Raw genomic sequence first — 22,297 nt, forward strand, 5'->3', positions numbered from 1 at the left:
ATTTCTCTCTTCAAGAAATTATTATTCTATAAGGCTTATTCAACATTGGTTCATTATTCCACTAAAAACCATTTATCCACAAAATCTGTGGATAATCCTGTGAATAGGATGCATAACATCATGTGAAATCAATTTATTTAGGTGCACCTCCCCTTACCCAGACTACTCCGGCTCACTTCATTGAGTATAAGTTTTAATATAAAAAAATTCATAACCATGTTTAAATAGACCAATAACAAATAATCAAAATTGAATCTTTAATTTGAATAAAAAAAAATCCCATTTCATTTTTAATTAGGTAACATTAACTTCAAAATACATATGGCTCATAACGATAGATATTTACAGGCAAAAAAAGTAACGCTTTTGGGAGCTATTTCAAATGCTCTACTTGGCCTCATTAAACTTATTGGGGGATATTTTTTTCACTCTCATGCACTGGTAGCAGATGGGGTTCATTCTTTGTCTGATCTCATAACAGACGCAATGGTTTTGTTTGCTTCCAAATATGGCAGTCTTGATGCGGATGCCAGTCATCCTTATGGCCATCAACGTATTGAAACAGCTGCGACTTTGTTGTTATCTCTCTTACTTATTTTCGCAGGTATTGGCATTGCATGGGATTCAATATATGACTTACTCCACTCCCATTTCATCACCCCCACCTGGTTTACCCTGCCAATAATTAGCATTTCAATCCTAAGCAATGAAATTTTGTTCCACTATACCCTGTATATAGGAAGATGCATTAATTCCAAATTAATTACAGCAAATGCCTGGCATCATCGCTCAGATGCAGCATCCTCGCTGGTTGTCTTAGTAGGCTTGGTTGGAAGTATTGCCGGTTTTAGTTATCTTGATGCCGTAGCAGCAATTATAGTCGGTCTTATGATTGTAAAAATGGGTTGGGATTATGCTTGGAATAGTGTAAAGGAACTAGTAGATACCGCAGTCAGTCCCGAGTTATTGGCACGCATTGAAGAAGTAATTCAAAATGTGGATGGAGTTGAAAAAATCCATCAATTAAGAACTCGATCTATGGGAGAAGATGTATTAATTGATGTACATATTTTAGTTTCACCTAAAATTTCCGTTTCTGAAGGACATTACATAGCCCAACACGTCCACCATGCACTTGCAGACCAAATAGAAAGCGTCAAAGATGTAATTGTGCATGTTGATCCCGAAGATGATGAGCAATGCTGTCCCTCTATGCATTTACCGAACAGAAAAGTATTGCACGAATTATTACTGAATGAAGTCCATGATTTCCCTCAAATTCAATTTTGGAATTTACATTATCTGGATGGCAAAATTGGGATAGATATAGTGTGCGATGATACTTTCAGCCAGTGGCAAGAATTACATAAGCGAATAATTCGGGCATTAAAACTGCAATCCGATATTGTAGAAGTTCGTTTATTTAGCTTGCATGAGGCCATGCATCCCCACTAAACTACGGGATTTAATTAAGTCTAGTTGTTTCTAGGTAAACTATGACCTGGGTGAAGCAGCGAAATCCGGGGTTTAAAAAACTTATTTAAGTCCATAAAATTCCCGAGTCTCACTTCAATTCACCTAAGGTGTAGTGCGACTGGATCACTATTTAAACTATAAAATTCTAGAATAAAGAATAGGATAAACAATGGTATCACCTACCAGCTTAAAGATTTTTTTTGCATGTTCCATTTTTATAGTCATATTAATTGCTGGCTGGTATCCGTTTAGAAAACGAATTAAAGACGATCAGCATATTGATTTTCCTGTGGGAGAAACTTTAGCTACTGGAGTTTTTTTAGGGGCTGGATTGTTGCATATGCTTCCCGATGCGAATTCATTATTTCAAAAAATGGGATATAACTACCCTTTTGCTTACATCATTACCGGTGCCGTATTTCTAATTTTTCTCTGGTTTGAACATTTGGGTAAAGAACTTTATCATCATCATAATACAAAACATCCTGCCTTTGCCCTCTTAGCCTGGGGGATGCTATCTGTTCATTCAATTATGTTGGGCGCAGCATTAGGGTTATCACATTATAACTCCATGATCATTATGATCTTTCTTGCAATAATTACCCATAAATGGGCAGAAAGTTTTGCTGTTGCAGTGCAATTGAATAAAAGTTCTATGAGTATGAATACTAGCCTTGTCTTTTTCATCTTATTCAGCTTGATGACTCCGCTGGGTATTTATTTAGGTTGGTACTTTGGTCATGGAGTAGAAACCGATTCCTTATTTGACCCAATTTTACTTGCTGCTTCAGCAGGGACATTTCTCTATCTAGGAACCTTACATGGCTTAGAACGCTGTGTTATGGTAGAGCGTTGTTGTAATCTTAAAGATTTCAGTTTCGTGATTATAGGCTTCTCACTTATGGCGTTGGTGGCGATTTATGTCTAAATTATTACAACAGAAACCGATTATCCTCGCCTCCAGCTCTCCAATAAGATTAAAATTGATGCAATCTCTTGGTATTGAATTTTCTGTGATTCCTTCTCACTGTGATGAAGATGCAATCAAAGTTTCCTGTCACTCAGAAAGCGCACTGGGTTTAGGGTATGCGCTTGCAGCAAGTAAAGCATTGGCTGTAAGCCAGCAATTCCCGGAACATTATGTTATTGGCGCAGACCAACTTTGTTTGATTGGTAAAACTCTGCTGAACAAACCGTTGGATCATCCTACTGCTATAGACCATTTGCGTTTATTAAGCGGCAAGGAACATCTGCAAATTTCCTGTCTTTGCATTGCAAAAAATAATGAACTCCTATGGCAACATCATGAAACAGCGCATTTAACAATGCATCATTTAAGTGAAAAAACAATTGAAGCTTATTTGCAAAGTGAAAAGCCTTATCATAGTTGTGGGGGCTATCAGTATGAAAGCCAAGGTAAATGGTTATTTAAAGAAGTCCAGGGCACTGAAGATACCATTTTAGGTTTACCTTTACTCCCTTTATCCAACGCACTAATGAAAGTGGGTGCAGTTAGTTTCTAATTATATTTTCCTGCATTTCGTTACATTCAGCCCAAACTTCATCCAAAAAAAATATAAAAATCATAAGCTTAACGAATTATTGTATTTATTAAGATCATTTTGTTATGATTCTTTATCACTTGCTATGGAATTGAGAATAATGGAAGGAAAAATTGAAAATCCTGTTACGCAGGCACCTGCATTAAGTTTGTTTGAATTTAAAATGCAATTCACAAACTATATGAAAGAGTGTGCAATTTTTAAAATAAATGCTGAGAGAAACATTGCCGAGTTAGAGTTAAGAAATGAATATGATGCTCTAATAGGTCTGTATGAAAAGATGATGGGGGTTGTGAAAAACCAAGTCATAGTTTATGAAGAGAAATTGCAAGCTGCTGAAGCCTACATACACAGCACGTGGGAATTGAATCCACGGATTACTAACGAAATTGTCAGGCAAAAAAAATATATAGAGAAGTTACAGTTACAATTGGTTCAAATCAAATCTTTAAAATTTTTATTTTCTTTGGATTCAAGTGGACTTATTGAGGAAGCATTAAAAAATACATCCTCAGCTTTACTCATTATTCAAACTCCGAAACTGATTGCACAAATCCCTAACCATCTATTACCCGATATGACGTGCCAAGACCCAGAGCTCATTAAGCCCCTAGCCCATGTTTTAGCGAGCCGTGAGTATACGTTTGAGCTATCTAATCTTTTTACACGACTCAAACAGCAGGCGCAAAATGAGGTTGATAACGCCTTTATTGTCGAAAAAGAAAATTCTGCGATCCGCGATTTATTAGTTAAAATTAATAAATATCTTGATAAAAAAATAGATCAAGCCCTAAACCAAAATTCGCCTCCATGGGCGCTCGGATATTTTGGCTCACGTCATAAAATAAATAGAAACGATAAAAAGGTACCTGTTCCACAAGGGATCTATGAATTAAAAACTCATTTAGAGCAACTCAACCAATTCTCTCCCAGTGAAATCTTGGCAAAGATGCAAAATACACTGCAGATCAAAAACCAAGACAAGCAGGATGAATCCTTGCTTCAACAATTTAAACGACTTATTAGCTATCTTTTGGGATACTGCCAATCACCAGAAACCTCAGCCGAATATGAATACTTGGATCAAGTCACAGCAGGAAAACTATCTATCTCTTGACAAATTAAGTACAGATCAAAACAATACTTCAATTGAAAAAGCAGACTTCACTGCATTCAGATTGAAAAAAATTTTAATCGTAATCAGGACTCAACATGCAAATTACTAAAATACAAGCCCGTGAAATTCTAGATTCTCGGGGTAACCCTACTGTTGAAGCAGATGTTATTTTAAAAAATGGAACCCAAGGAAGAGCTAGTGTTCCATCCGGAGCATCCACAGGAAGTCGCGAAGCCTGTGAACTCCGGGATCAGGACCCCAAACGCTATAATGGTAAGGGCGTGCAACACGCTGTAGCTTATGTTAATCATGAAATCAACCAAGCCTTACATCTTTTTTCCATTGAAGATCAAAATGCTTTGGATCATAAACTATGTCAGTTAGACGGTACAGAGAATAAATCACGTCTTGGAGCCAATGCCATTCTCGCAGTTTCTCTTGCAGCTGCAAGAGCGCGAGCAAATGAGCATAAGTTGCCTTTGTATGCTGCTTTAAACCAAGGTGAAAAAATGTGCATGCCCGTGCCTATGATGAATATCTTAAATGGTGGTGCGCATGCGGATAATAATGTTGATATTCAAGAATTCATGATTATGCCTGTGGGTGCTGCAGATTTCCCGACTGCCTTAAGAATGGGTACGGAAATTTTTCATGAATTAAAATCTGTTTTAAAAAAACAAGGTTTAAATACCGCTGTGGGAGATGAAGGAGGTTTCGCACCCAATATAAAATCGAACCGTCAAGCACTAGATCTACTTTGTGAAGCAATTGAAAAAGCAGGATTTAAATTAGGTGATGAGATCGTACTTGCTTTGGATGTCGCTGCCTCCGAACTATATGACCAGGGCATGTATCATATTACTTCTGAAAATCAAAAATTTACCTCCATGCAACTTATTGATTATTATGCTAATCTCGTTGCTAATTATCCTATAGTAAGTATTGAAGATGGCCTGGATGAAAAGGATTGGAGCGGATGGAGTCATTTGACCGCCCAATTGGGTGGAACAATTCAATTGGTAGGTGATGATGTATTTGTGACTAATCCAAAAATTTTACAAGAAGGTATCACTCAAAAAGTGGCCAACGCCATCCTCATTAAAGTAAACCAAATCGGAACCTTGAGTGAAACGCGACAAACCATTCAGTTAGCCCACCAAAATGGCTATCGTTGTGTGATGTCACATCGTTCAGGTGAAACCGAAGATACCTTTATTGCAGATCTTGCCGTTGCTACAGGATGTGGTCAAATTAAAACAGGATCCTTATGCCGCACCGATCGGGTTGCAAAATACAATCAACTGTTACGCATTAATGAAATTGCCGCATTACCTTATGCAGGAAAATCCATATTAAAAAGATAGATTTTTCCATTTTAACTTGTAGCCTGGGCGAAAGCCGTAACCCGGGCTAGCATTTCTTCTGGACCTCAGGTTCCGCTCCCGCGGCTTCAAAACACTAATCTTCCGAAAAATGAATATTTGTGTTGTATTTGGTGCGATTAAGACAAAAACTGCTTCGAAATACTTTAATATTTGCTTCATTAGCAAATACTTTGCGTGCAAACTCGTTATAGTGAGTCATATCCGCAACATGAATTATTAATAAATAATCAGTCTCTCCTGAAACAAAATAGCATTGTTTAACCTCTTCTTGTTCCGCCATCTTACGTTCAAAATGTGCCAACAAATCCTCTCTTTGCTTTTCTAAGGTAATGTTTGCAAAGACTATAAGCCCACGTCCTGCTTTAAAAGGATCGACCAAAGAAACGTCCTTTACAATGATGCCCTCATCACGTAATCGTTTCACACGACGAAAACATGGAGGAGCAGAAATTCCTACCTTTTCAGCAAGCGCCAGATTGGTAATTTGGTTATCTTTTTGCAGTAAATTTAAAATCTTGCGATCAATTTTATCCAAATGGACTTTTTCAACCTTATTTTCTGAAATTTTTTCCGCATTTTTTTTCATATATTACCCATAATCTAAAATTTCACATTATAAATTGAAATAAAATATCATGAAATAAAAAATTTATTTATTTTTATTTCGTGTTACATTTTAATTCCGATAAAAGATCTAAAAGGAAACAATTATGATAAGAAACGCGCAGATTGATGAAATTGATAACTTAAATAAACTCATTGAGAATTCTGCACGTCGGTTGAGCCAAGAAGACTATTCAGAAAAGGAAATTGAAGGAGCAATTCATTTTATTTTTGGAATAGATAAAGAGCTTATCCAAGATCAAACCTATTACGTCATAGAAGATGAAGGAACTGTAGTTGCCTGTGGTGGATGGAGTAAACGCAGTACCTTATTCGGTGGTGATCAATGTAACGCACGAGTAGAAGGTTTTTTAAACCCACAAACAGATTATGCCAAGATCAGGGCTTTCTTTGTGCATCCAAACTACGCTCGGCAAGGTTTGGGAACAATGCTTTTGGAATATTGTGAACGGCAAGCCTTGGTTCATGGATTCTCAAAAACGGAAATGATGGCAACCTTACCTGGCGTAAAACTATATCAGGTTTGTGGCTATCAAATTATTGGATCAGAATATTTTTCCCTCCCTGATGGAAACAAGTTTAAAATGGTAAAAATGATAAAACACTTATAATTAAACATTTTAAAAGGAGAGGTTGAGTGCGGTGAACTATACGAAGTATAGTGGTTTCGCTTCACTGTACTTATCCTCACTCTAATGCTAGTTATTTTTTTTTAGAATGATAATCTGGGATTTCTTTAGGATATCGGCCTTTTATTGTTTTAAAAAAATCAAGAATCATAGGGAAGTCTTTATCAATATTACCCGAGGGTTGGAACTTTTTATGAATTCGAAGTTCTTTTGTTGAATAATCTGGACCTACCATAACTATCGGCAACCCTGCTTGGCATGCGATATGGTAAAACCCCTCTTTCCAGCGGGTTACTGCACTACGCGTACCCTCAGGAGTAATCGCAAGCTTAAACTCATCACGGGAACGAAATATTTCTACTACTTCCTCTACAGTCTTATTTTTTTTAGAACGGTCTACCGGGGCTCCACCCAAGAACTTCAACAACACACCTAAAGGAAAAAAGAACAATTGATCTTTTGCCAAAAAGTTAATTTTAACACCCAAGGAAAAACGGGCAAACAACCCCACGGCAAAATCCCAATTACTGGTGTGAGGAGCAACGACGACCAAATACTTTTTATCTTCTGGTAATTCGCCGACAACTTTCCATCCAAATAGTTTTAAAATAAAACGACCGAATTTTTTCATAATCAAAATCAATAATTATTTCTTTTTAGTATATACAAATTATCATGTTGATACACCTCTATCTCACCTAGGAATCTAGCCCATTAATCCAACAATGATAAAAAACCAATAATCCACACCACGATGTAATTATTTATACTAAAATGATACATATAGGTGGAGCTATGGAGTGCCAAATGAAAAAACAAGATCCTGCACTTGAATTTTCCAACCCGCGTTTACTGGCAAGTGTTTATTATGGATTACTCTCTGTTGTCGGAACGATTCTCATCAATGCTTTTCTCACAACAATTGGTTATGTTGAGCTTGTACCTCTATTTAAAGCCATTATCCTGGGAATGATTGTAGCTTCTATCACTGGAGCTATATTTGGAGAACGAATCATCCATTGCCCTGAACCTTATAAACTCAAAACATTTATGTTAGGTTTTATCATGGTTCTACTTTCACTACCTTTCTTTGATCTGGGTATATTGCTTTTTATGGACACAACAGAAAACCAGGCATTGAGAGTGAATAATGTTAGCGATTTTCTATATGCGTATTGTGTGATCCTTGCTTACAGCTATATTCTTTTTGGATTCTTACTCGCCATTGCATCGGGATTAGCCTCAATCTATTTACGCGGCCGATTTGTCCAGCATGTTTTGTATACGGATAAGAGGGAAAGTCATCGCTTACCTCGATATGTAAAGGCAAGAAAAAAAACCAAATCTAAATCAGCACCGAAAACTCGTACTTTGCAGCGCAAAAAAACTTAAGTAAAATCTTCTTTTTACTTTGCTTGTCATCGCATTCTTGCCTGAGGGAAAGTTCAAACCTAACCAGGGATCCTATCTGAGATTCCTGGGGTTCACTTTCGTGCCACCTAGGCTTTAAAGCACCCTGAATATAATTGATTTTGGACTTTTATGCCTACATGTACTTTCACTGATAAAGAGCATCTTTTTCTTCGATTAGCTCAAAACAACACTGTTCTCACCCCAAATAATCGACTCAGTGAAGCGATACTTCAACAGTATTTCGCCCAATCTAAAAAACAAACTGTTAAAAAACCACGATGCATGCCTTATAGGGTTGCGCTCGTTAAGGTCTATGAACAGCTCAACTGTATCAATCCCAATAGTTCTCATCCCACTTTGTTGAACAACACTCAATGCCAGTATTTATGGCGAAAAATAATTCAGTCTGAATCTGATATAACCTATAGCGAGGGTCTGCTCGAGTCCATAATGAGTGCTTGGGAACGTTGCCAACTCTGGCAAATTAGCATGGAAGATCCGACTTTTTACTACACTACGCAAACCCAACAATTTCAAAAGTGGTGGCAATTATTTGATAAGCAATTAAAAGAACTCCATTTAATTACTGAATATCACTTAATCCCTTATTTACTCAATGCTAATAGTTCTTTTTTTTCCCAAGATATGGTTTGGGTATGTTTTGATGATTTTACTCCTCAGCAAATACTTCTGCAGGAACATCTTGATAAAAAGGGATTTAGGCAATACCAATATGATTTGGAAGAAAAATTATCCACTACTGCAGTATTTGCGGCGAAAGACAGCAAAGAAGAATATCAACAGCTTATGTCCTGGCTTCATTTAAAAATACAAGAAGGAAACCAACGCATCGGAGTCGTGGTACCCAATCTAGAGCGAGAATCTCCTTCACTACAAAGAATGTTGACGCACCATTTTGAACCTACATCCTTTAACATCTCTTTAGGACAATCTCTAAGCGATTTCCCTTTAGTCGCCCATGCTTTATGCTGGCTTAGATTGGATGCCCATCTAAGTTCACATCAAGCAAACTTGCTTCTTCAATCACCTTATTTAGGTGGCTCTAAAGAAGAATTCATCGCACGCTCTGAGTACTTACAAGAGGGTGGATTATTAGCAAATCATTCGCTCCCTTTAAGTAGTTTGATAAAGGACCTGCATCGAAGCTCCCCACATCTTGCTGATTTATTAGACAATCTTACTCCTTATCCTCCTGAAGCTCCGGTTGAGGAATGGATAAACCTATTTCAAAAACGTCTAAATACTTTGGGATTTCCAGGTGAATATACCCTTAGCTCGGAAAATTATCAGTGTTTAAATCGTTTTATTGCTGTTTTTGATGAACTGAGACAATTTGCTTTACTCAAATCAAGTTTCACACAATCAGAGGCGTTAGAGGCAGTACGGCATCTCACGGACAACACCATTTTTCAGGCACAAAAAACCAATGCCCCCATTCAAATTTCTGGTCTTCTGGAGGCTTCTGGGTGTGAGTTTGATAGTTTATGGATCATGGGATTAACCGATCAATGTTTGCCTCAAAAAGTTCAATTATCCGCATTTATTCCACCGCCGTTACAACGTCAATTATGCATGCCTCATAGCTTGCCTGCTCGTGAATTACAGTTTGCTCATCAGATCGTGCAACGATTACAAAGAAGTGCCGACTCTATAGTATTTAGCTATGCTCAGTTAGAGGCGGATACCCCCAATTTACCTTGTTCATTAATTACTCATTTCCCTAAATTTGAACCTCTATCAAAATCTTCTGAGATAAAATTATCTGAATTAATAACTCTAGAAGACCACTTTAACATCCCTGTATTACCCGAAGAGAAAATTCATGGAGGGACAGCAATTCTATCAAATCAAGCCAAATGTCCTTTTAAAGCATTTGCTGAACACCGCCTGCGTGCTAAAACCTTTTTACAAACAAGAGATGGTTTAGACCATAAAGAACGCGGCCAAATCATTCATAAGGTAATGGAGCTGTTATGGCAAAAATTGGAGAGCCAATTTAAACTGAGTCATTTGAGCGACGAGCTGTTGGAACAGCAGATTGATGAAGCCATTCGCGGGGCTTTAGCCTTATTAAATAACCAGTATGGTGACTCCACGAATCAAATCAGGGAGATAGAATACACCCGTTTAAAACGTTTGGTCCACGCCTGCCTTGAATGGGAAAAAAAGCGTGCTCCTTTTACAGTCGCAGCTCTTGAACAATCTTATGAAATTAATTTAGCTGGCATTGATTTTCAAGTGCGTGTTGATCGCTTAGATCAAATTGAGGACAAGAAATGGGTTATTGACTATAAAAGCACTCTACCAATCAGTAAACCCTGGAATGAAGAACGACCTAAAGAATCACAATTATTGGTGTATGCATTGCTTGATGAGCAAATTAATACGCTGTTGCTCTTACAATTGAAAACAGGGAAAATTAGCTGCTATGGTTTTAGCGAAGAACAACAAAGTATAAGCGGAATAACCTCTTTAAAGAAAGATGAAACATGGACGGAATATAGGAATATCTGGCAAAAACAACTCACTGATTTAGCACAAGAATTTCAAGAAGGTCACTGCGCGCCGCAACCCTCTCATTTAACTATTTGTCAACAATGTGATTTTCAGAGTTTATGTCGTTTTCAAGTAGAAGAATAAATATTCAATTTTGACTTCGACATAAAAATAATCTTATTTTGATGTCGCAGTTTTGTTAATTATGTTATAAGACTTTTTAACCCATTCAAACACAATTGAAGTGGTTTTAATCCCCATGGTTTCCCTATTATTAATAATAACAACGAGATGAATCATGCCTTTTAATCATACGAAATTAGAACGACGTTTAAAAGCTTGTAACAAAAAATTACGCGCTCTGTTTGCTGATGTTGAAGATGTAAAATTACAACACCAAGTAAATGCAGTAAACGATTATTATAACCTTTCTTATACCAGAGCAACTTCTGCGCAAAGGGTTGAAGAAATTGCTGCCAGCTATGAATCATTTGTAGATAGCTTAACCAATGTAAAGAATGGAAAACTGAATCCCAAAGAAGCAGCAGAACAAGTTGGAAGTGCTTGTGAGGCCAGAAAAATTGGTGTTTTATTACATAATCTTGCTAAAGCATGCGAATTTATGTTTTATGCAGCAACAGCTTTTTCGCTGTATGCAGGTATTTTCGGTATCGCTCTACCCGTACTCATTGTCCAACCAGTTTTAGGTGTTGCCGTCGGAATAACCATTGTAGGAGCAATGTTGGGAGCAATATACAAAGCCGGTAATTGCCTCACAGAATTTAGATCATTAAGTCGTCATGATACTGAATACACGCATGAGATAAGTTTGGTTTCATTCTTTAAACCAAAGCATCAAGAAAAAGCACTTTACCCCACTGAAAAGGAGGAGTTAGATACTTCTTGTTGTTTTAGTGCAGTATCCAACTAAATTCCGTCGTTTATATTCTATAGAGTAGCCTGGGGGTAATGCAAAATGAAGTTTCGCTTTTTGCTGACCCAGGCTAAATTTTTTATAACACTTGCTACAATTGCGAAATTTAACCAGATGTTTAATAATGATAAAATCACGGGACAAAGGAGTGAACATGTCACTCAAATTAGCTAACGTACGAATTCTATATAGTAGTTTACTTGCATGTTTACTGACTAGCTGCTTTCATCCTCCGTATAATAATTTCAAGCCAGTGCACCCCATGCCGAGGAGAGTTGCTACTGGAGCTGTTGTAGGGACTGCAGTGGGCGCAGCTACAACAGGAACTGTAGCCGGCGCCTTAGTAGGTACTGTAGCCGGAGGCACGCTGGGCGCTGCCGTAGGACTTTACAAAGCCAGTAGAGGCAGCATTATTAAAGAATTAAATAAAGAAAATATCGAGTATGTACAATATGGGGATACGATTACCTTAATTGTCCCTGTTGATAAATATTTTATGTTTGGAAGTCCTCGCCTCAATGAGATTTGTTATCCAGGTTTGGAAAACATTATTAGATTATTAAAATTTTATCCAAACAGTCCTGTTTATGTTGCAGGATTCACGGACAATGTAGGTACACGTCACCATAAAAAACTACTATCCCAAGCTCAAGCTGAAACCATGCTTACCTTTTTATGGGCTAATAACATTCCTGCCCAACTTCTTAAAGCAGAGGGTTATGGGGATAAAAATGATGTAGGTGACAATAAATTAATACATGGTAGTGCATTTAATCGTCGCATTGAAATTCAGTGGTTCAATAATTACGGTACTAAGACTTGTGCAACATGTCCAATTCCAGTACCATCGCCCGTAGTATATTCAATGAAGTAAAGGCGAATAATGCAGTCAAGATTTATTGGTGGAATTCTTTTAATTGTTGGTACCTCTATAGGCGGAGGAATGCTCGCCTTACCCGTTGCCAATGCAGCAACGGGTTTTTGGCAGTCTTCGATTGTCCTGTTCCTTTGCTGGATATTTATGACCTTAGGAGCATTTTTCATTCTTGAAGCAAACCTTTATTTACCTCGCGGGAAACATATGGTTTCCATGGCACAAGCCACTTTGGGTAATTATGGCTTGCTTGCTGCCTGGATAAGCTATCTTTTCTTACTCTATACCCTACTCTCAGCATATATTTCAGGGGGAGCTGATGTATTAAACAGTCTTCTTTTTAAAATAGGATTGCACCTTGCTGATTGGCAAGCAAGTTTGTTGTTCACCCTTCTTTTTGGACTAGTTGTTTACGGTGGAATTCGTTATGTGGACTATGTCAACCGCGGCTTGATGTTTGGTAAATTGGCTGTTTATTTCTTGCTAGTATTATTTATTGCACCACATATTGAATTAGAACATTTACGTCATGGGAACATCCAATATATTGGAGGTGCCATTATGATTTTAATTACCTCTTTCGGATTTGCCATCATTGTTCCCAACCTAAGAGATTATTTTGATGATGATGTAAAACAATTGAAAAAAGTTATTTTTATTGGTTCGTTAATTCCTCTCTTTTGTTATTTGGCTTGGGATGCTGTAATTATAGGCGCACTTCCCTCTGAAGGAAGTCAAAATCTTGAGAGTTTAATGCATAATCCACACACTACCAGTGCTTTAGCAAGCCTACTCTCGAATAAAGTACAAAATACCATGATCAGTGCTTTATTTAATTTCTTCACATCTATTTGTATGCTAACTGCATTCCTAGGCGTATCCCTTTGCTTGTACAGTTTTCTTGCAGATGGATTAAAGTTACGTGAGCGAGGAAATCATGGCATCGGGTTATTTTTACTCACATTTGCCCCTCCATTACTTATCGTTGTTTATTATCCTGGCGCGTATATTCATGCATTAAGTTACGCCGGTATCTTTTGTATCATTCTCCTACTACTTTTACCTGCATTAATGTGTTATTTTGGCAGAAAAAGTCATCGTTCTGTTTTTATCGTTCCAGGGGGTAAATGGACCCAGGGTGCTGTAATTGTTGTTTCTATCGGATTATTGATACACGAACTTTTGAATTTACTGTAAATAATCAGAATAGATCCTCATCACTCAGGATTTTAGCATGACAGGGATTATGTGATACATTGACTAAAATTGAATAACAAAGTATCATATTGAATTATTTTTAAACAATTTTGGATTATATCTCATGATCAATTCAAAACTAGTAGGTGGAATATTACTTATAGTAGGAACTTCTATAGGTGGTGGGATGCTTGCCCTACCTGTTTCTACAGCAGAAGTGGGATTTAGCAATTCAATTTTTTTCCTATTTTTTTGCTGGTTGATCATGACAGCAGGCGCATTATTAATCTTGGAAGTCAATTTAAGACTTCCAGCAGGAAGCAATATGATTTCCATGGCTAAATCTACATTGGGTTTACCCGGTCAAATCATCGCATGGATCACCTATCTATTTTTGCTTTACACTCTACTCTCAGCTTATATTTCAGGGGGTAGTGATGTATTCAATAGTTTATTACATAAGCTGAATATCGACTTACCTAATAGTGTCACTGCAATTCTGTTTACACTTTTATTTAGTTTAATCGTTTATAAAGGTATTCGCTCAGTAGACTATGTCAATCGCGGTTTAATGTTTGGTAAGCTGGGTATTTATGTTTTATTAATCGCGATAATTAGCCCCCATGCATCAACTTTAGGTTTAACGGATGGTTCGGCACGTGCCTTCACTGGCACTTTAATGATCTTAATTACTTCCTTTGGTTACGCCTCAATAATACCCAGTTTACGCGACTATTTTGGGGACGATATACGAAGCCTAAAACGTGTCATCTTATTAGGTTCACTTATTCCTCTTGCCTGTTATATTGTTTGGGATGCAGTCATTATGGGGGTTGTTTCTCGTGAAGGAGAAAATGGCTTACTGGCGCTAATGAATTCAGAACATGCGACAAGCGGGTTAACCGAAGCTTTAAGCCAATCGGTGCAAAATCAATGGATAAGTGGATTCTTTGGCTTTTTTACTTCCATCTGTATGCTTACTGCATTTTTAGGAGTTTCATTGGGGTTATTTGACTTTTTGGCAGATGGATTAAAACTGAAAAAATCCGGTAACCAAGGAAAATATACTTTAGCTTTAACATTCCTTCCTCCTCTGGCAGTAGTCTTATTAAATCCAGGTATCTATCTACACGCTCTAAGTTATGCGGGTATTTGTTGCGTTATTTTATTATTGTTATTGCCTGCAATCATGGCATGGCGCGGACGCAAATCTTGCTTAGTTACCACAGAAACTCATTTAGTACCCGGGGGTAATTCCAGTTTAGCTTTAATTGGTTTCATTGCAATGGGTTTACTTATCATTGCGATTATGAGCTAAATGACATATGCGTAAATTGTTTTCCTTACTTGATCAAGGCAATAAATTATAGGAAAAAAATACAACCTAAATTCTAGAGCCTCCTTATTTCCCAAGTCAACGCGTTAAATACGGCAATAAAAAGGAATTAATCTATGAAATTCGGATATACCATTATTTATGTTAATGATGTAAAAGCTTCTCTGGCCTTTTTTTCTGAGGCGTTTAATATTAAAACACGTTTCTTTCATGAGGCCGGCTATGGTGAACTCGAAACTGGGCAAACAACTCTAGCTTTTGCATCGCATAATTTAGGAGCCTACAATCTTCCAAATGGCTATATAGCAGCTGATTCATCCAGCCAACCTTTGGGCATGGAAATTGTTTTAGTTACTGACTCAGTTCCGCTCGCACATGAGCATGCTGTCGCAGCGGGCGCTAAAACAATTCAAGAACCCATGCAAAAACCCTGGGGACAACTTGTGTCTTATCTTCGTTGTCCAGATGGAACTTTAGTTGAGTTATGCTCACCATTGTCTTAAAGTCATCGTTGAATGAATTTCATAGAGTCGCATCGAGGAAACTTCCTTGCACAGTCCTGTTTCGCAGTACTACACTTGGCATGCTTTTCTATTCTTTTTACTAAGTTAACGTTAAGGGTCTATAATTGAAATGAATATCTCATTCATGAAAAATGCAAGGAGGTTATCATGTTAGGTTGGGCCCTCACATTTTTTATTATCGCAATCATTGCAGGACTCTTTGGATTCGGAGGCATTGCAGTTGCAGCAGCAGGAATTGCGAAAATATTATTCTTTTTGTTTCTGGTTATCTTTGTCGTATTCCTGGTGATGGGGTTACTTGCTCGTCGACCTCCTCCATAATAACTCATAGTTAACCCGGGTAACGCGAACCGAAGCCCGGGGATTTCCCAACCTGGTCAGAAGCTGCTTTCAATTAATTAAAAAGTTTAATTTGAATTTCTTGCGTGGAACTTTTCCAAGCTCTTTTCATGATTTCCGTATTAAAAGAAATCCCAAAATCCCCATTTCTGTTAAGAGCTATGATTCCCATTTCTCCATTTAACTTTTTATTTCGTTCATGAATTACGTAATCACATGCCTCTTGTAATGACATATTAAACTCCATCATCATGGATATGGTATGCCCCACCATCTTTCTAATTAAATATTCACCTTCGCCAGTTCCTGAGACTGCGCAGGTGCTATTGTTGGCATAACATCCTGCGCCAATTACACAACTATCACCAATTCGCCCTGGAAGACAATTGCTAACTCCACCGGTTGATGTTCCAGCTGCAAGATTGGCTTGCCGATCTAAAGCCACAGCACCTACAGTTCCTTTCATTTTCTTTTTATGAATTTCTTCCCTTGTTTCTGTTTGTTTAAGCTTCTGGTAAATCTCATACTGATGTGGGGTGATAAAAAAAGACTCCTCTTCAAGTTCCATACCATATTTATTAGCTAATTCTAAAGCACCATACCCAGAAAGAAAGACATGCCGGGTATTCTCCATCACTATTCGAGCAAGGCGAATCGGATTTTTTACCGTACGAACCATTGACACTGCACCAGCGTCAAGATCATAACCATTCATAATGGAAGCATCCATCTCTACTTCGCCTAGACAGTTTAATGCGGATCCTCTTCCTGCATTAAACAGGGGGTTATCTTCAAGAAAAGCAACCGCCTCTTCAACTGCATCTAAAGCAGAGCCATTTTTTTCAAGCACTGCATAACCCGTTTCCGTTGCTTTAGCTAAACCCTCTGCAAATTCCTTTTGATGTTCTTGCAAAAAAGCATAATTTTCACTAGCACCACCATGTACTGCGATTGCAATTTTGTTCATAAGGCTTATTCCGTCACTTTGATTGTTTACTTACAGGGATTGCAGGATTTGCCAGCGTGCGATCAGCAATTGAAAATTGGCATCCTTTAACCAGAAGATGGACTATCAGATTTTCAACAAATACGGGCTCTCCTTCTTCAACCTCTGTAATATTCGTTTGATCAATATTTCTTCCATCAATGATAACCACCATGCCTGAACCATAACATTCAGCATTGGATCCATTTCGAATTACCAGGGCAGTATCTTCGCCTAGACCAATACCTAATTGTTCTGGGTTCATAATAATGGCATGCGCAAGACGACTAAATCGTCCTCTTTTGATAAAATGAGTATCAATAACACAAGACTGTAAAATTCCTAAACCTGAAGAAGTGAGTAAATTTCGATATCTTAAAGCCTCTGATAATCCCCCACCAGTAATCATAACGGTTCCCATCACCATTGCCCCGGCACTGGTACCAGCAATTATAAACTCACTGTCCTTCAGATATCTTTCTTTAAGAATATCGACAATAGGGGTTCCACCTAATATCGTGGACAAACGAAACTGGTCCCCTCCCGTAAAAAAAATAGCGCCAGCATCTTTTGCTCTTTTTAAATATTCATCTTGGCGTGCTTCACTTCTTTTTTTTATAGGAAGAAATCCTATATTGTTATAACCCATGTTCTGAAAAACTTTTTGATAGATTTTTTTTACCTCATCCTGAATTTCAGAACCAGTGGTAATAATTTCAATCTTCTTATTCGAGGGCGGCAATAATTCATTGAGGATTTCATACCGAGTAAATTCTTTTTTTTGCTCTAATATATCTAAAGGCTCCTCATCACCCTTGTCCTCCGCTCCTCCAATGATCAATAACTTAGCTTTGGGTGTCATTATAAACCTCGTTCACCAGCATCGCCTGTTTTTCCTTTTTCTTGAGGAAATTAGTTGTTTCAAATACGTCCTCAACGGCGCAAAAAATAAACGTATTTGGCTCAGCTATTGCCATCATATGCTCAATTGCCTCAATCTCATCTGAAATAATATTTAATGAGGGTTTGAAATCAGAACGAAGTATGCCTGCAACAAGAAGACGATTCATTTCATGATGTGTTCTTCCTCTTCCGTCCTTATCATGACGAATGACAATCTCATCAAACATAGAAGCGATTTGATAACCTAATTGTTCAATATCTTCATCGCGTCGATCGCCCACCACTCCGATGATTCCTATTTTTTTAGCACAGTGCAGTGAATGAAGATAATTTTTTAATTCGCAAAATGCTCCTTCGTTATGAGCGTAATCGACCATCACTTGGCAATGAGGAAATTTAAACAGATTCATTCTACCTGGAAGATTTTCAACAGTAGGATAGAAAATTTGGAGCGCTTCTTTTATTTTTTCTATCGAAAAATGACTTACCACTCCAGCTAATGTGGCTGCTAATATATTCATGATCATAGCGGTAGCATTGCCTTGAAAACTAAGAGGTATTGATTTTATATCTGCTAAAACTGTCCGCTCCGATCCCCTTTGTATTACGATACTTCCTTGAGCCATGTACGCGGCCAACCCACCTAAATTACAATGTCTCCTAATTCTTGGATTTTCAAACATACTAAATAAGGCAATGTTGCATGTTAAATCATTCCTTATCTCATAGGTTAAATCGTCATCCGCATTTAAAATTGCATAACCTGTATCTTTTGTACTCCGTGCAACAACGGCTTTCACCTCCGCCAATTCTTCAAGAGTATGGATGTCATTTAATCCCAAATGATCCCCGGTGATATTAGTAATCACACTAATATCTGACTCATCAAATCCCAAGCCGGAACGTAAAATCCCGCCTCGCGCACATTCTAAGACTGCGTAATCTACTTCTGGATCATACAAAACTACTTGTGCGCTTGTAGGTCCACTACAATCCCCGCTAAAGATGAGCTTATTATTAATATAAATCCCATCCGTAGTAGTATGTCCTGTGTAATGATTCGCACAACGAGCAAGATGAGCAATGAGGCGCACAACAGATGTTTTTCCGTTAGTTCCTGTAACTGCAACTATTGGGATTCGTGAAGTCAAATTAGACGGATAAAGCATATTTATAATAGGTTCTGCAACATTGCGTGGCGTACCCTCATTAGGGGATAAATGCATTCTCAAACCTGGTCCCGCATTTACTTCAATAATCGCTCCATTATTTTCATTGATAGGAGAACAGATGTCCTTTGCGATTACATCGATTCCACAAATATCCAAATTCATAAGTCTCGCAACACGTTCTGCAAGAAAAATATTAAAAGGATGAACGATATCCGTAACATCTTTAGCTGTGCCGCCTGAACTTAAATTGGCAGTTTCTTTTAGATCTAAAATATGGTCCTTAGGTAAAATGCTTTCTAAAGTTAGATTATTTTGTTTTAAAATAGAGAAAGTAGTTTCATCAATCTTAATTGTGGTCAGTACATTTTCATGAGATTCACCCCGATTAGGATCTTCATTCGCTTGTTGAATTAATTGGCGAATTGTAAGTCTTCCGTCCCCTTTAACTTGAGCGGGGGTACGTTTTGCAACCGCAACTACTTTATAGTTGACTACTAAAAATCGATAATCCTCTCCAACAGTAAATCGCTCAATTATCAATTCATTAGAGATTTTTTTCGCGAGCTCATAACCGAAAATTGCTTTACTGAGATCAGTAATATTCGTAGTTACACCTTTTCCATGATTTCCGTTGTGGGGCTTTATTACTAATGGGAATCCTAAATATTCTATTGCATCGTGTAGTTCGTCTTCAGAACTAATAATTAATCCTTTTGGCGTAGGGATTAGATTTGAATTAAGAATTTGCTTTGTAAGTTCTTTATCAGAAGCAATATCGACACCAATAGAACTCGTTTTAGAAGACACTGAAGCCCAAATTTTTTTTTGGTTTCGACCATATCCCAGTGTAATTAACGAAGTATTCTCATGACGTTTCCAAGGTATTTTGCGTTTCGTCGCTTCTTCTATCAGCGCCCTAGTACTAGGACCCAAGCCTTTTTGTTTAAAAATTTCTTTTAAATGATTAATTGCCTCATCAAGGGGGTATTCTTTACCTTCAGCTAGGGAATGAATGAAATTGACTGCAACCTGTCCCGCATACAAGCCCGCTTCTTCAATTTGGTATGCATATATGACATGATAAACACCATACTCATTAGTTCCATAAGTTCTGCCAAAACCACAGTCCATTCCTGCAAGGCACTGTAACTCCAAGGCAATATGTTCAATCACATGACCCAACCAAGTGCCTTCTTCTATACGTTTTAGAAATCCACCTTCAACGCCTAAAGAACAACGATGCTTGTCTAAACTAGGTAGATTTTGTATCAATCGCTCTTTAAACCCAATTAACCGATTTGTGGGAAGTTCTTCATATTTCCCTAAGTCAAGTTTGATAACTATGAGTTCTTTTCTGTAGTTCGACCAATAATTCGGACCTTTCAAAACTTGGGTTTTTAAAATGTTCATTAGCATTCCTTTGGCATATAATGAATTACTGAAAACTCTTTTTAGCATAGGAAGAATTATTTAATTCTTCAAATCAATTTAAAAAATAATTGATTTGTAAATCAAGGTGAACTAAGGAATACACTTAATTATTTGAAAAACAATAATTTTTAAGAGAAATTACCCGCATTCTTGTAAAGAATGCAGGTAAATTGGATTATTTTTTGATGTCGCATGTGATTTGTGTACAGTCTCTACAATGCTTTTGTGCAAAAGAAAATGATTTAGCAGCAGAACCGGCATGCTCTGACATTCTCTTATCAGCATCTTGATCTGCTTTTTTGTCACTAGAGCTTGCATTGGTAGTACAAACCCAATTTGAACTCATTGAAGTTTTAGTTTTAGAATCCGAACTCGTTGCTTCATCATTTGCAAATGAAGCTACAGAGAAACAAACGAGCGTACTAAATAAGAGTCCTGATAAAATTTTCATTGTCTATCTCCAGTATAAAAACCTGATATAGTAGTTTTAAATTCAGCTGCAGAAAAATTGGGCCAATGGTCTTTATCAAAACCTGGGGCTTTCTTCAAACGCTCTTTATCCACATTTAGAACAAAGCAGTCTTCTTTGTTATTGTATAAAAATAAATTCCAGGGCACTGCAAAAAACTTGTTTCCAAAGCCTAAAAAGCCTCCAAAATCTAATACCAGATAATTCACTTTTCCGGATTCTTTATCTATAACAACTTCGGCTATTTCACCTAGGTCTTCATGGGCAGAATTCATAACTTTAGCCCCAGTAATCTCTCCGGATTTTACAATTCCTCTGTTCTCCATTTTAAAACTCCTTTTAAATTCCTAACTAACTATTAATGATGAATTTTGTTTTGGAAGTCTTTCACTGCTTTTTTAGCTTCTTCTTCACTATAACCATAATGTTTTCTTAATTTTCCAAAAATTTCTTCTTGGTTGCCTTCAATTTGTTTAAGGTCATCATCAGTGAGTTTGCCCCAAAATTGCTTCATTTGACCTTTAATTTCCATCCATTTACCTTGAAAAATATTCTGGTTCATTTTGTTCTCCTTTATAATTTTTGCTAATAAAAATCTTCTTTATTGCAAACTAAAGGCTAGTAAAGAATTATAAAAAACGCAAAAAAACAAATTTACCAATTTAAGAAACCCGGGTTCTATTAATGCCCATCCTAGGATTACTAAGGGTATATTTGGAAGATCATTAAGGTTTATATTATGATTTCCATTACAGTTACAGGATGTCCTTTGAAGGTGTCTTTACCTATAATGTTCCATCCTAATGATTGGTAATAGCTTGGGATTGTTCGATCAAAAGCAAAGAGATAAAGTACTTCATATCCCATTTTTTTTGCTTGTTCTTTAGTAACATCAATAAGTCGTTGACCTAGTCCTTGTCTTTGATACTCGGGTTTTACAGTTAAAGAGCCTAACCATGGCATTAAATCTGGGCGTATCCCATCATTTTCACGTAAACTGCACATGCCCACTGCTTTTTCCTCATCAAATGCCACAAAGGTCATTGGCAAGGTTTCATTATTTGCATGGTCAAGAAAACGCTGTTCAACAACGTGGAGGGGCACACCAGGTAACCAAATTTTTCCAAGTCCTTCTTGCCACATTAGAGCAAGTTCAGGGATCGCATTAAGATTATTTTGCAGAAGTTCAATTCTTATCATGTTAATACTCATTAATTTTGCAGTACTTAGTTAATCACAGAAATTAGGATACCTCTTGTATTTCTCTTTTACCACGGGTATCCCAAGTAATTAAAAGGAACAGATAAATAGTTAGAAAAAAGGTCGAGAAACTAGTCAAAGGATACGTCTAAGCGAAGTTACAACTCCTGAATCCTCATCTATACTAAAAATAGTTTGTGGATCGAGCAA

The 22,297-nt window shown here is 37.3% G+C and carries 23 protein-coding genes; 14 read left to right on the plus strand and 9 right to left on the minus strand.

Annotated features, from left to right (window positions below):
* Window positions 1–321: 321 nt before the first annotated feature.
* From HBNCFIEN_RS11925 to eno, 5 genes are all read left to right on the plus strand, one after another.
* Window positions 322–1,455 carry a cation diffusion facilitator family transporter gene (locus HBNCFIEN_RS11925; protein WP_182391301.1) on the plus strand — a complete coding sequence of 378 codons (1,134 nt, stop codon included), beginning with the start codon at window positions 322–324 and terminating at the stop codon, window positions 1,453–1,455.
* A 190-nt stretch (window positions 1,456–1,645) separates the two neighbouring features.
* Window positions 1,646–2,404, plus strand: coding sequence for a ZIP family metal transporter (locus HBNCFIEN_RS11930; RefSeq protein WP_182391302.1), 759 nt, complete (start codon window positions 1,646–1,648; stop codon window positions 2,402–2,404).
* Window positions 2,397–2,999, plus strand: coding sequence for a nucleoside triphosphate pyrophosphatase (locus HBNCFIEN_RS11935; protein WP_182391303.1), 603 nt, complete (start codon window positions 2,397–2,399; stop codon window positions 2,997–2,999). Before HBNCFIEN_RS11930 ends, HBNCFIEN_RS11935 begins: the two co-directional genes overlap by 8 nt.
* Window positions 3,000–3,138: 139 nt before the next feature.
* Window positions 3,139–4,155, plus strand: coding sequence for a hypothetical protein (locus HBNCFIEN_RS11940; RefSeq protein WP_182391304.1), 1,017 nt, complete (start codon window positions 3,139–3,141; stop codon window positions 4,153–4,155).
* A gap of 95 nt (window positions 4,156–4,250) precedes the next feature.
* Complete coding sequence (eno, locus tag HBNCFIEN_RS11945) at window positions 4,251–5,519, plus strand: phosphopyruvate hydratase (RefSeq protein WP_182391305.1); 1,269 nt, start codon at window positions 4,251–4,253, stop codon at window positions 5,517–5,519.
* A gap of 94 nt (window positions 5,520–5,613) precedes the next feature.
* Here the strand turns inward: eno and HBNCFIEN_RS11950 are convergent, their stop codons facing one another.
* Window positions 5,614–6,126 carry an Lrp/AsnC family transcriptional regulator gene (locus tag HBNCFIEN_RS11950; RefSeq protein ID WP_182391306.1) on the minus strand — a complete coding sequence of 171 codons (513 nt, stop codon included), beginning with the start codon at window positions 6,124–6,126 and terminating at the stop codon, window positions 5,614–5,616.
* Window positions 6,127–6,250: 124 nt separating this feature from the next.
* Between HBNCFIEN_RS11950 and HBNCFIEN_RS11955 the strand changes: the two genes are divergently transcribed.
* A complete protein-coding gene (locus HBNCFIEN_RS11955) occupies window positions 6,251–6,775 on the plus strand; it encodes a GNAT family N-acetyltransferase (RefSeq protein ID WP_182391307.1) in 525 nt (174 codons plus the stop codon).
* 91 nt (window positions 6,776–6,866) lie between these two features.
* Here HBNCFIEN_RS11955 and HBNCFIEN_RS11960 read toward each other — a convergent pair whose 3' ends face one another.
* Window positions 6,867–7,424 (minus strand): lysophospholipid acyltransferase family protein, encoded by a 558-nt coding sequence (locus tag HBNCFIEN_RS11960; RefSeq protein ID WP_182391308.1) that lies wholly within the window; start codon window positions 7,422–7,424, stop codon window positions 6,867–6,869.
* Window positions 7,425–7,600: 176 nt separating this feature from the next.
* On the opposite strand from HBNCFIEN_RS11960, the gene HBNCFIEN_RS11965 reads away from it, so the two are divergent.
* From HBNCFIEN_RS11965 to HBNCFIEN_RS12000, 8 genes are all read left to right on the plus strand, one after another.
* Window positions 7,601–8,185, plus strand: coding sequence for a hypothetical protein (locus HBNCFIEN_RS11965; RefSeq protein WP_182391309.1), 585 nt, complete (start codon window positions 7,601–7,603; stop codon window positions 8,183–8,185).
* 150 nt (window positions 8,186–8,335) lie between these two features.
* Window positions 8,336–10,867 carry a PD-(D/E)XK nuclease family protein gene (locus HBNCFIEN_RS11970; RefSeq protein WP_182391310.1) on the plus strand — a complete coding sequence of 844 codons (2,532 nt, stop codon included), beginning with the start codon at window positions 8,336–8,338 and terminating at the stop codon, window positions 10,865–10,867.
* A gap of 154 nt (window positions 10,868–11,021) precedes the next feature.
* Window positions 11,022–11,654 carry a DUF5638 domain-containing protein gene (locus HBNCFIEN_RS11975; protein WP_182391311.1) on the plus strand — a complete coding sequence of 211 codons (633 nt, stop codon included), beginning with the start codon at window positions 11,022–11,024 and terminating at the stop codon, window positions 11,652–11,654.
* A 157-nt stretch (window positions 11,655–11,811) separates the two neighbouring features.
* The gene (gene cmpA, locus HBNCFIEN_RS11980) at window positions 11,812–12,531 is read left to right on the plus strand and encodes a C-OmpA-like family protein CmpA (RefSeq protein ID WP_182391312.1); all 720 of its coding nucleotides are present in this window, start codon (window positions 11,812–11,814) and stop codon (window positions 12,529–12,531) included.
* Between the two features lie 9 nt (window positions 12,532–12,540).
* Window positions 12,541–13,728 carry an amino acid permease gene (locus tag HBNCFIEN_RS11985; protein WP_182391313.1) on the plus strand — a complete coding sequence of 396 codons (1,188 nt, stop codon included), beginning with the start codon at window positions 12,541–12,543 and terminating at the stop codon, window positions 13,726–13,728.
* Window positions 13,729–13,852: 124 nt separating this feature from the next.
* On the plus strand, window positions 13,853–15,046 hold the full coding sequence (locus HBNCFIEN_RS11990; protein ID WP_182391314.1) for an amino acid permease: 1,194 nt from the start codon (window positions 13,853–13,855) through the stop codon (window positions 15,044–15,046).
* A 134-nt stretch (window positions 15,047–15,180) separates the two neighbouring features.
* Window positions 15,181–15,567: a VOC family protein gene (locus tag HBNCFIEN_RS11995; RefSeq protein WP_182391315.1), complete on the plus strand. Its 387-nt coding sequence runs from the start codon at window positions 15,181–15,183 to the stop codon at window positions 15,565–15,567.
* A 168-nt stretch (window positions 15,568–15,735) separates the two neighbouring features.
* Entirely contained in the window at window positions 15,736–15,909 is a 174-nt protein-coding gene (locus HBNCFIEN_RS12000; RefSeq protein WP_182391316.1) for a DUF1328 domain-containing protein, read from the plus strand.
* A 73-nt stretch (window positions 15,910–15,982) separates the two neighbouring features.
* On the opposite strand, the gene HBNCFIEN_RS12005 is transcribed toward HBNCFIEN_RS12000, so the two are convergent.
* The 7 genes from HBNCFIEN_RS12005 to HBNCFIEN_RS12035 form a co-directional block, all read right to left on the minus strand.
* Entirely contained in the window at window positions 15,983–16,894 is a 912-nt protein-coding gene (locus HBNCFIEN_RS12005) for an isoaspartyl peptidase/L-asparaginase family protein (protein ID WP_182391317.1), read from the minus strand.
* A 13-nt stretch (window positions 16,895–16,907) separates the two neighbouring features.
* Window positions 16,908–17,774: a cyanophycinase gene (locus HBNCFIEN_RS12010; RefSeq protein WP_182391318.1), complete on the minus strand. Its 867-nt coding sequence runs from the start codon at window positions 17,772–17,774 to the stop codon at window positions 16,908–16,910.
* Entirely contained in the window at window positions 17,758–20,397 is a 2,640-nt protein-coding gene (gene cphA / locus HBNCFIEN_RS12015) for a cyanophycin synthetase (RefSeq protein WP_182391319.1), read from the minus strand. The genes HBNCFIEN_RS12010 and cphA overlap by 17 nt, the downstream gene beginning before the upstream one ends.
* Before the next feature lie 196 nt (window positions 20,398–20,593).
* Window positions 20,594–20,869, minus strand: a complete 276-nt coding sequence (locus tag HBNCFIEN_RS12020) for a hypothetical protein (protein WP_182391320.1) — start codon at window positions 20,867–20,869, stop codon at window positions 20,594–20,596.
* Complete coding sequence (locus tag HBNCFIEN_RS12025; RefSeq protein WP_182391321.1) at window positions 20,866–21,213, minus strand: PRC-barrel domain-containing protein; 348 nt, start codon at window positions 21,211–21,213, stop codon at window positions 20,866–20,868. The genes HBNCFIEN_RS12020 and HBNCFIEN_RS12025 overlap by 4 nt, the downstream gene beginning before the upstream one ends.
* A 32-nt stretch (window positions 21,214–21,245) precedes the next feature.
* Window positions 21,246–21,449, minus strand: a complete 204-nt coding sequence (locus HBNCFIEN_RS12030) for a CsbD family protein (protein WP_182391322.1) — start codon at window positions 21,447–21,449, stop codon at window positions 21,246–21,248.
* A gap of 170 nt (window positions 21,450–21,619) precedes the next feature.
* On the minus strand, window positions 21,620–22,087 hold the full coding sequence (locus HBNCFIEN_RS12035) for a GNAT family N-acetyltransferase (RefSeq protein ID WP_182391323.1): 468 nt from the start codon (window positions 22,085–22,087) through the stop codon (window positions 21,620–21,622).
* Between the last annotated feature and the right edge of the window lie 210 nt (window positions 22,088–22,297).

Origin of the sequence: Legionella sp. PC997 (genome assembly GCF_014109825.1) — a bacterium.
Classification (GTDB): domain Bacteria; phylum Pseudomonadota; class Gammaproteobacteria; order Legionellales; family Legionellaceae; genus Legionella.

Bases quoted from the DNA above. Each gene is read 5' to 3' on its own strand.
- HBNCFIEN_RS11955 (WP_182391307.1), top strand. From the start codon at position 6,251: ATGATAAGAAACGCGCAGATTGATGAAATTGATAACTTAAATAAACTC.
- eno (WP_182391305.1), top strand. From the start codon at position 4,251: ATGCAAATTACTAAAATACAAGCCCGTGAAATTCTAGATTCTCGGGGT.
- HBNCFIEN_RS12035 (WP_182391323.1), bottom strand. From the start codon at position 22,087: ATGATAAGAATTGAACTTCTGCAAAATAATCTTAATGCGATCCCTGAA.
- HBNCFIEN_RS11970 (WP_182391310.1), top strand. From the start codon at position 8,336: ATGCCTACATGTACTTTCACTGATAAAGAGCATCTTTTTCTTCGATTA.
- HBNCFIEN_RS11965 (WP_182391309.1), top strand. From the start codon at position 7,601: ATGAAAAAACAAGATCCTGCACTTGAATTTTCCAACCCGCGTTTACTG.
- HBNCFIEN_RS12030 (WP_182391322.1), bottom strand. From the start codon at position 21,449: ATGAACCAGAATATTTTTCAAGGTAAATGGATGGAAATTAAAGGTCAA.
- HBNCFIEN_RS11975 (WP_182391311.1), top strand. From the start codon at position 11,022: ATGCCTTTTAATCATACGAAATTAGAACGACGTTTAAAAGCTTGTAAC.
- HBNCFIEN_RS11935 (WP_182391303.1), top strand. From the start codon at position 2,397: ATGTCTAAATTATTACAACAGAAACCGATTATCCTCGCCTCCAGCTCT.
- HBNCFIEN_RS12020 (WP_182391320.1), bottom strand. From the start codon at position 20,869: ATGAAAATTTTATCAGGACTCTTATTTAGTACGCTCGTTTGTTTCTCT.
- HBNCFIEN_RS12000 (WP_182391316.1), top strand. From the start codon at position 15,736: ATGTTAGGTTGGGCCCTCACATTTTTTATTATCGCAATCATTGCAGGA.
- HBNCFIEN_RS12005 (WP_182391317.1), bottom strand. From the start codon at position 16,894: ATGAACAAAATTGCAATCGCAGTACATGGTGGTGCTAGTGAAAATTAT.
- cphA (WP_182391319.1), bottom strand. From the start codon at position 20,397: ATGAACATTTTAAAAACCCAAGTTTTGAAAGGTCCGAATTATTGGTCG.
- HBNCFIEN_RS11925 (WP_182391301.1), top strand. From the start codon at position 322: ATGGCTCATAACGATAGATATTTACAGGCAAAAAAAGTAACGCTTTTG.
- HBNCFIEN_RS11940 (WP_182391304.1), top strand. From the start codon at position 3,139: ATGGAAGGAAAAATTGAAAATCCTGTTACGCAGGCACCTGCATTAAGT.
- HBNCFIEN_RS11990 (WP_182391314.1), top strand. From the start codon at position 13,853: ATGATCAATTCAAAACTAGTAGGTGGAATATTACTTATAGTAGGAACT.
- HBNCFIEN_RS12025 (WP_182391321.1), bottom strand. From the start codon at position 21,213: ATGGAGAACAGAGGAATTGTAAAATCCGGAGAGATTACTGGGGCTAAA.
- HBNCFIEN_RS12010 (WP_182391318.1), bottom strand. From the start codon at position 17,774: ATGACACCCAAAGCTAAGTTATTGATCATTGGAGGAGCGGAGGACAAG.
- HBNCFIEN_RS11985 (WP_182391313.1), top strand. From the start codon at position 12,541: ATGCAGTCAAGATTTATTGGTGGAATTCTTTTAATTGTTGGTACCTCT.
- HBNCFIEN_RS11950 (WP_182391306.1), bottom strand. From the start codon at position 6,126: ATGAAAAAAAATGCGGAAAAAATTTCAGAAAATAAGGTTGAAAAAGTC.
- HBNCFIEN_RS11995 (WP_182391315.1), top strand. From the start codon at position 15,181: ATGAAATTCGGATATACCATTATTTATGTTAATGATGTAAAAGCTTCT.
- HBNCFIEN_RS11930 (WP_182391302.1), top strand. From the start codon at position 1,646: ATGGTATCACCTACCAGCTTAAAGATTTTTTTTGCATGTTCCATTTTT.
- cmpA (WP_182391312.1), top strand. From the start codon at position 11,812: ATGTCACTCAAATTAGCTAACGTACGAATTCTATATAGTAGTTTACTT.
- HBNCFIEN_RS11960 (WP_182391308.1), bottom strand. From the start codon at position 7,424: ATGAAAAAATTCGGTCGTTTTATTTTAAAACTATTTGGATGGAAAGTT.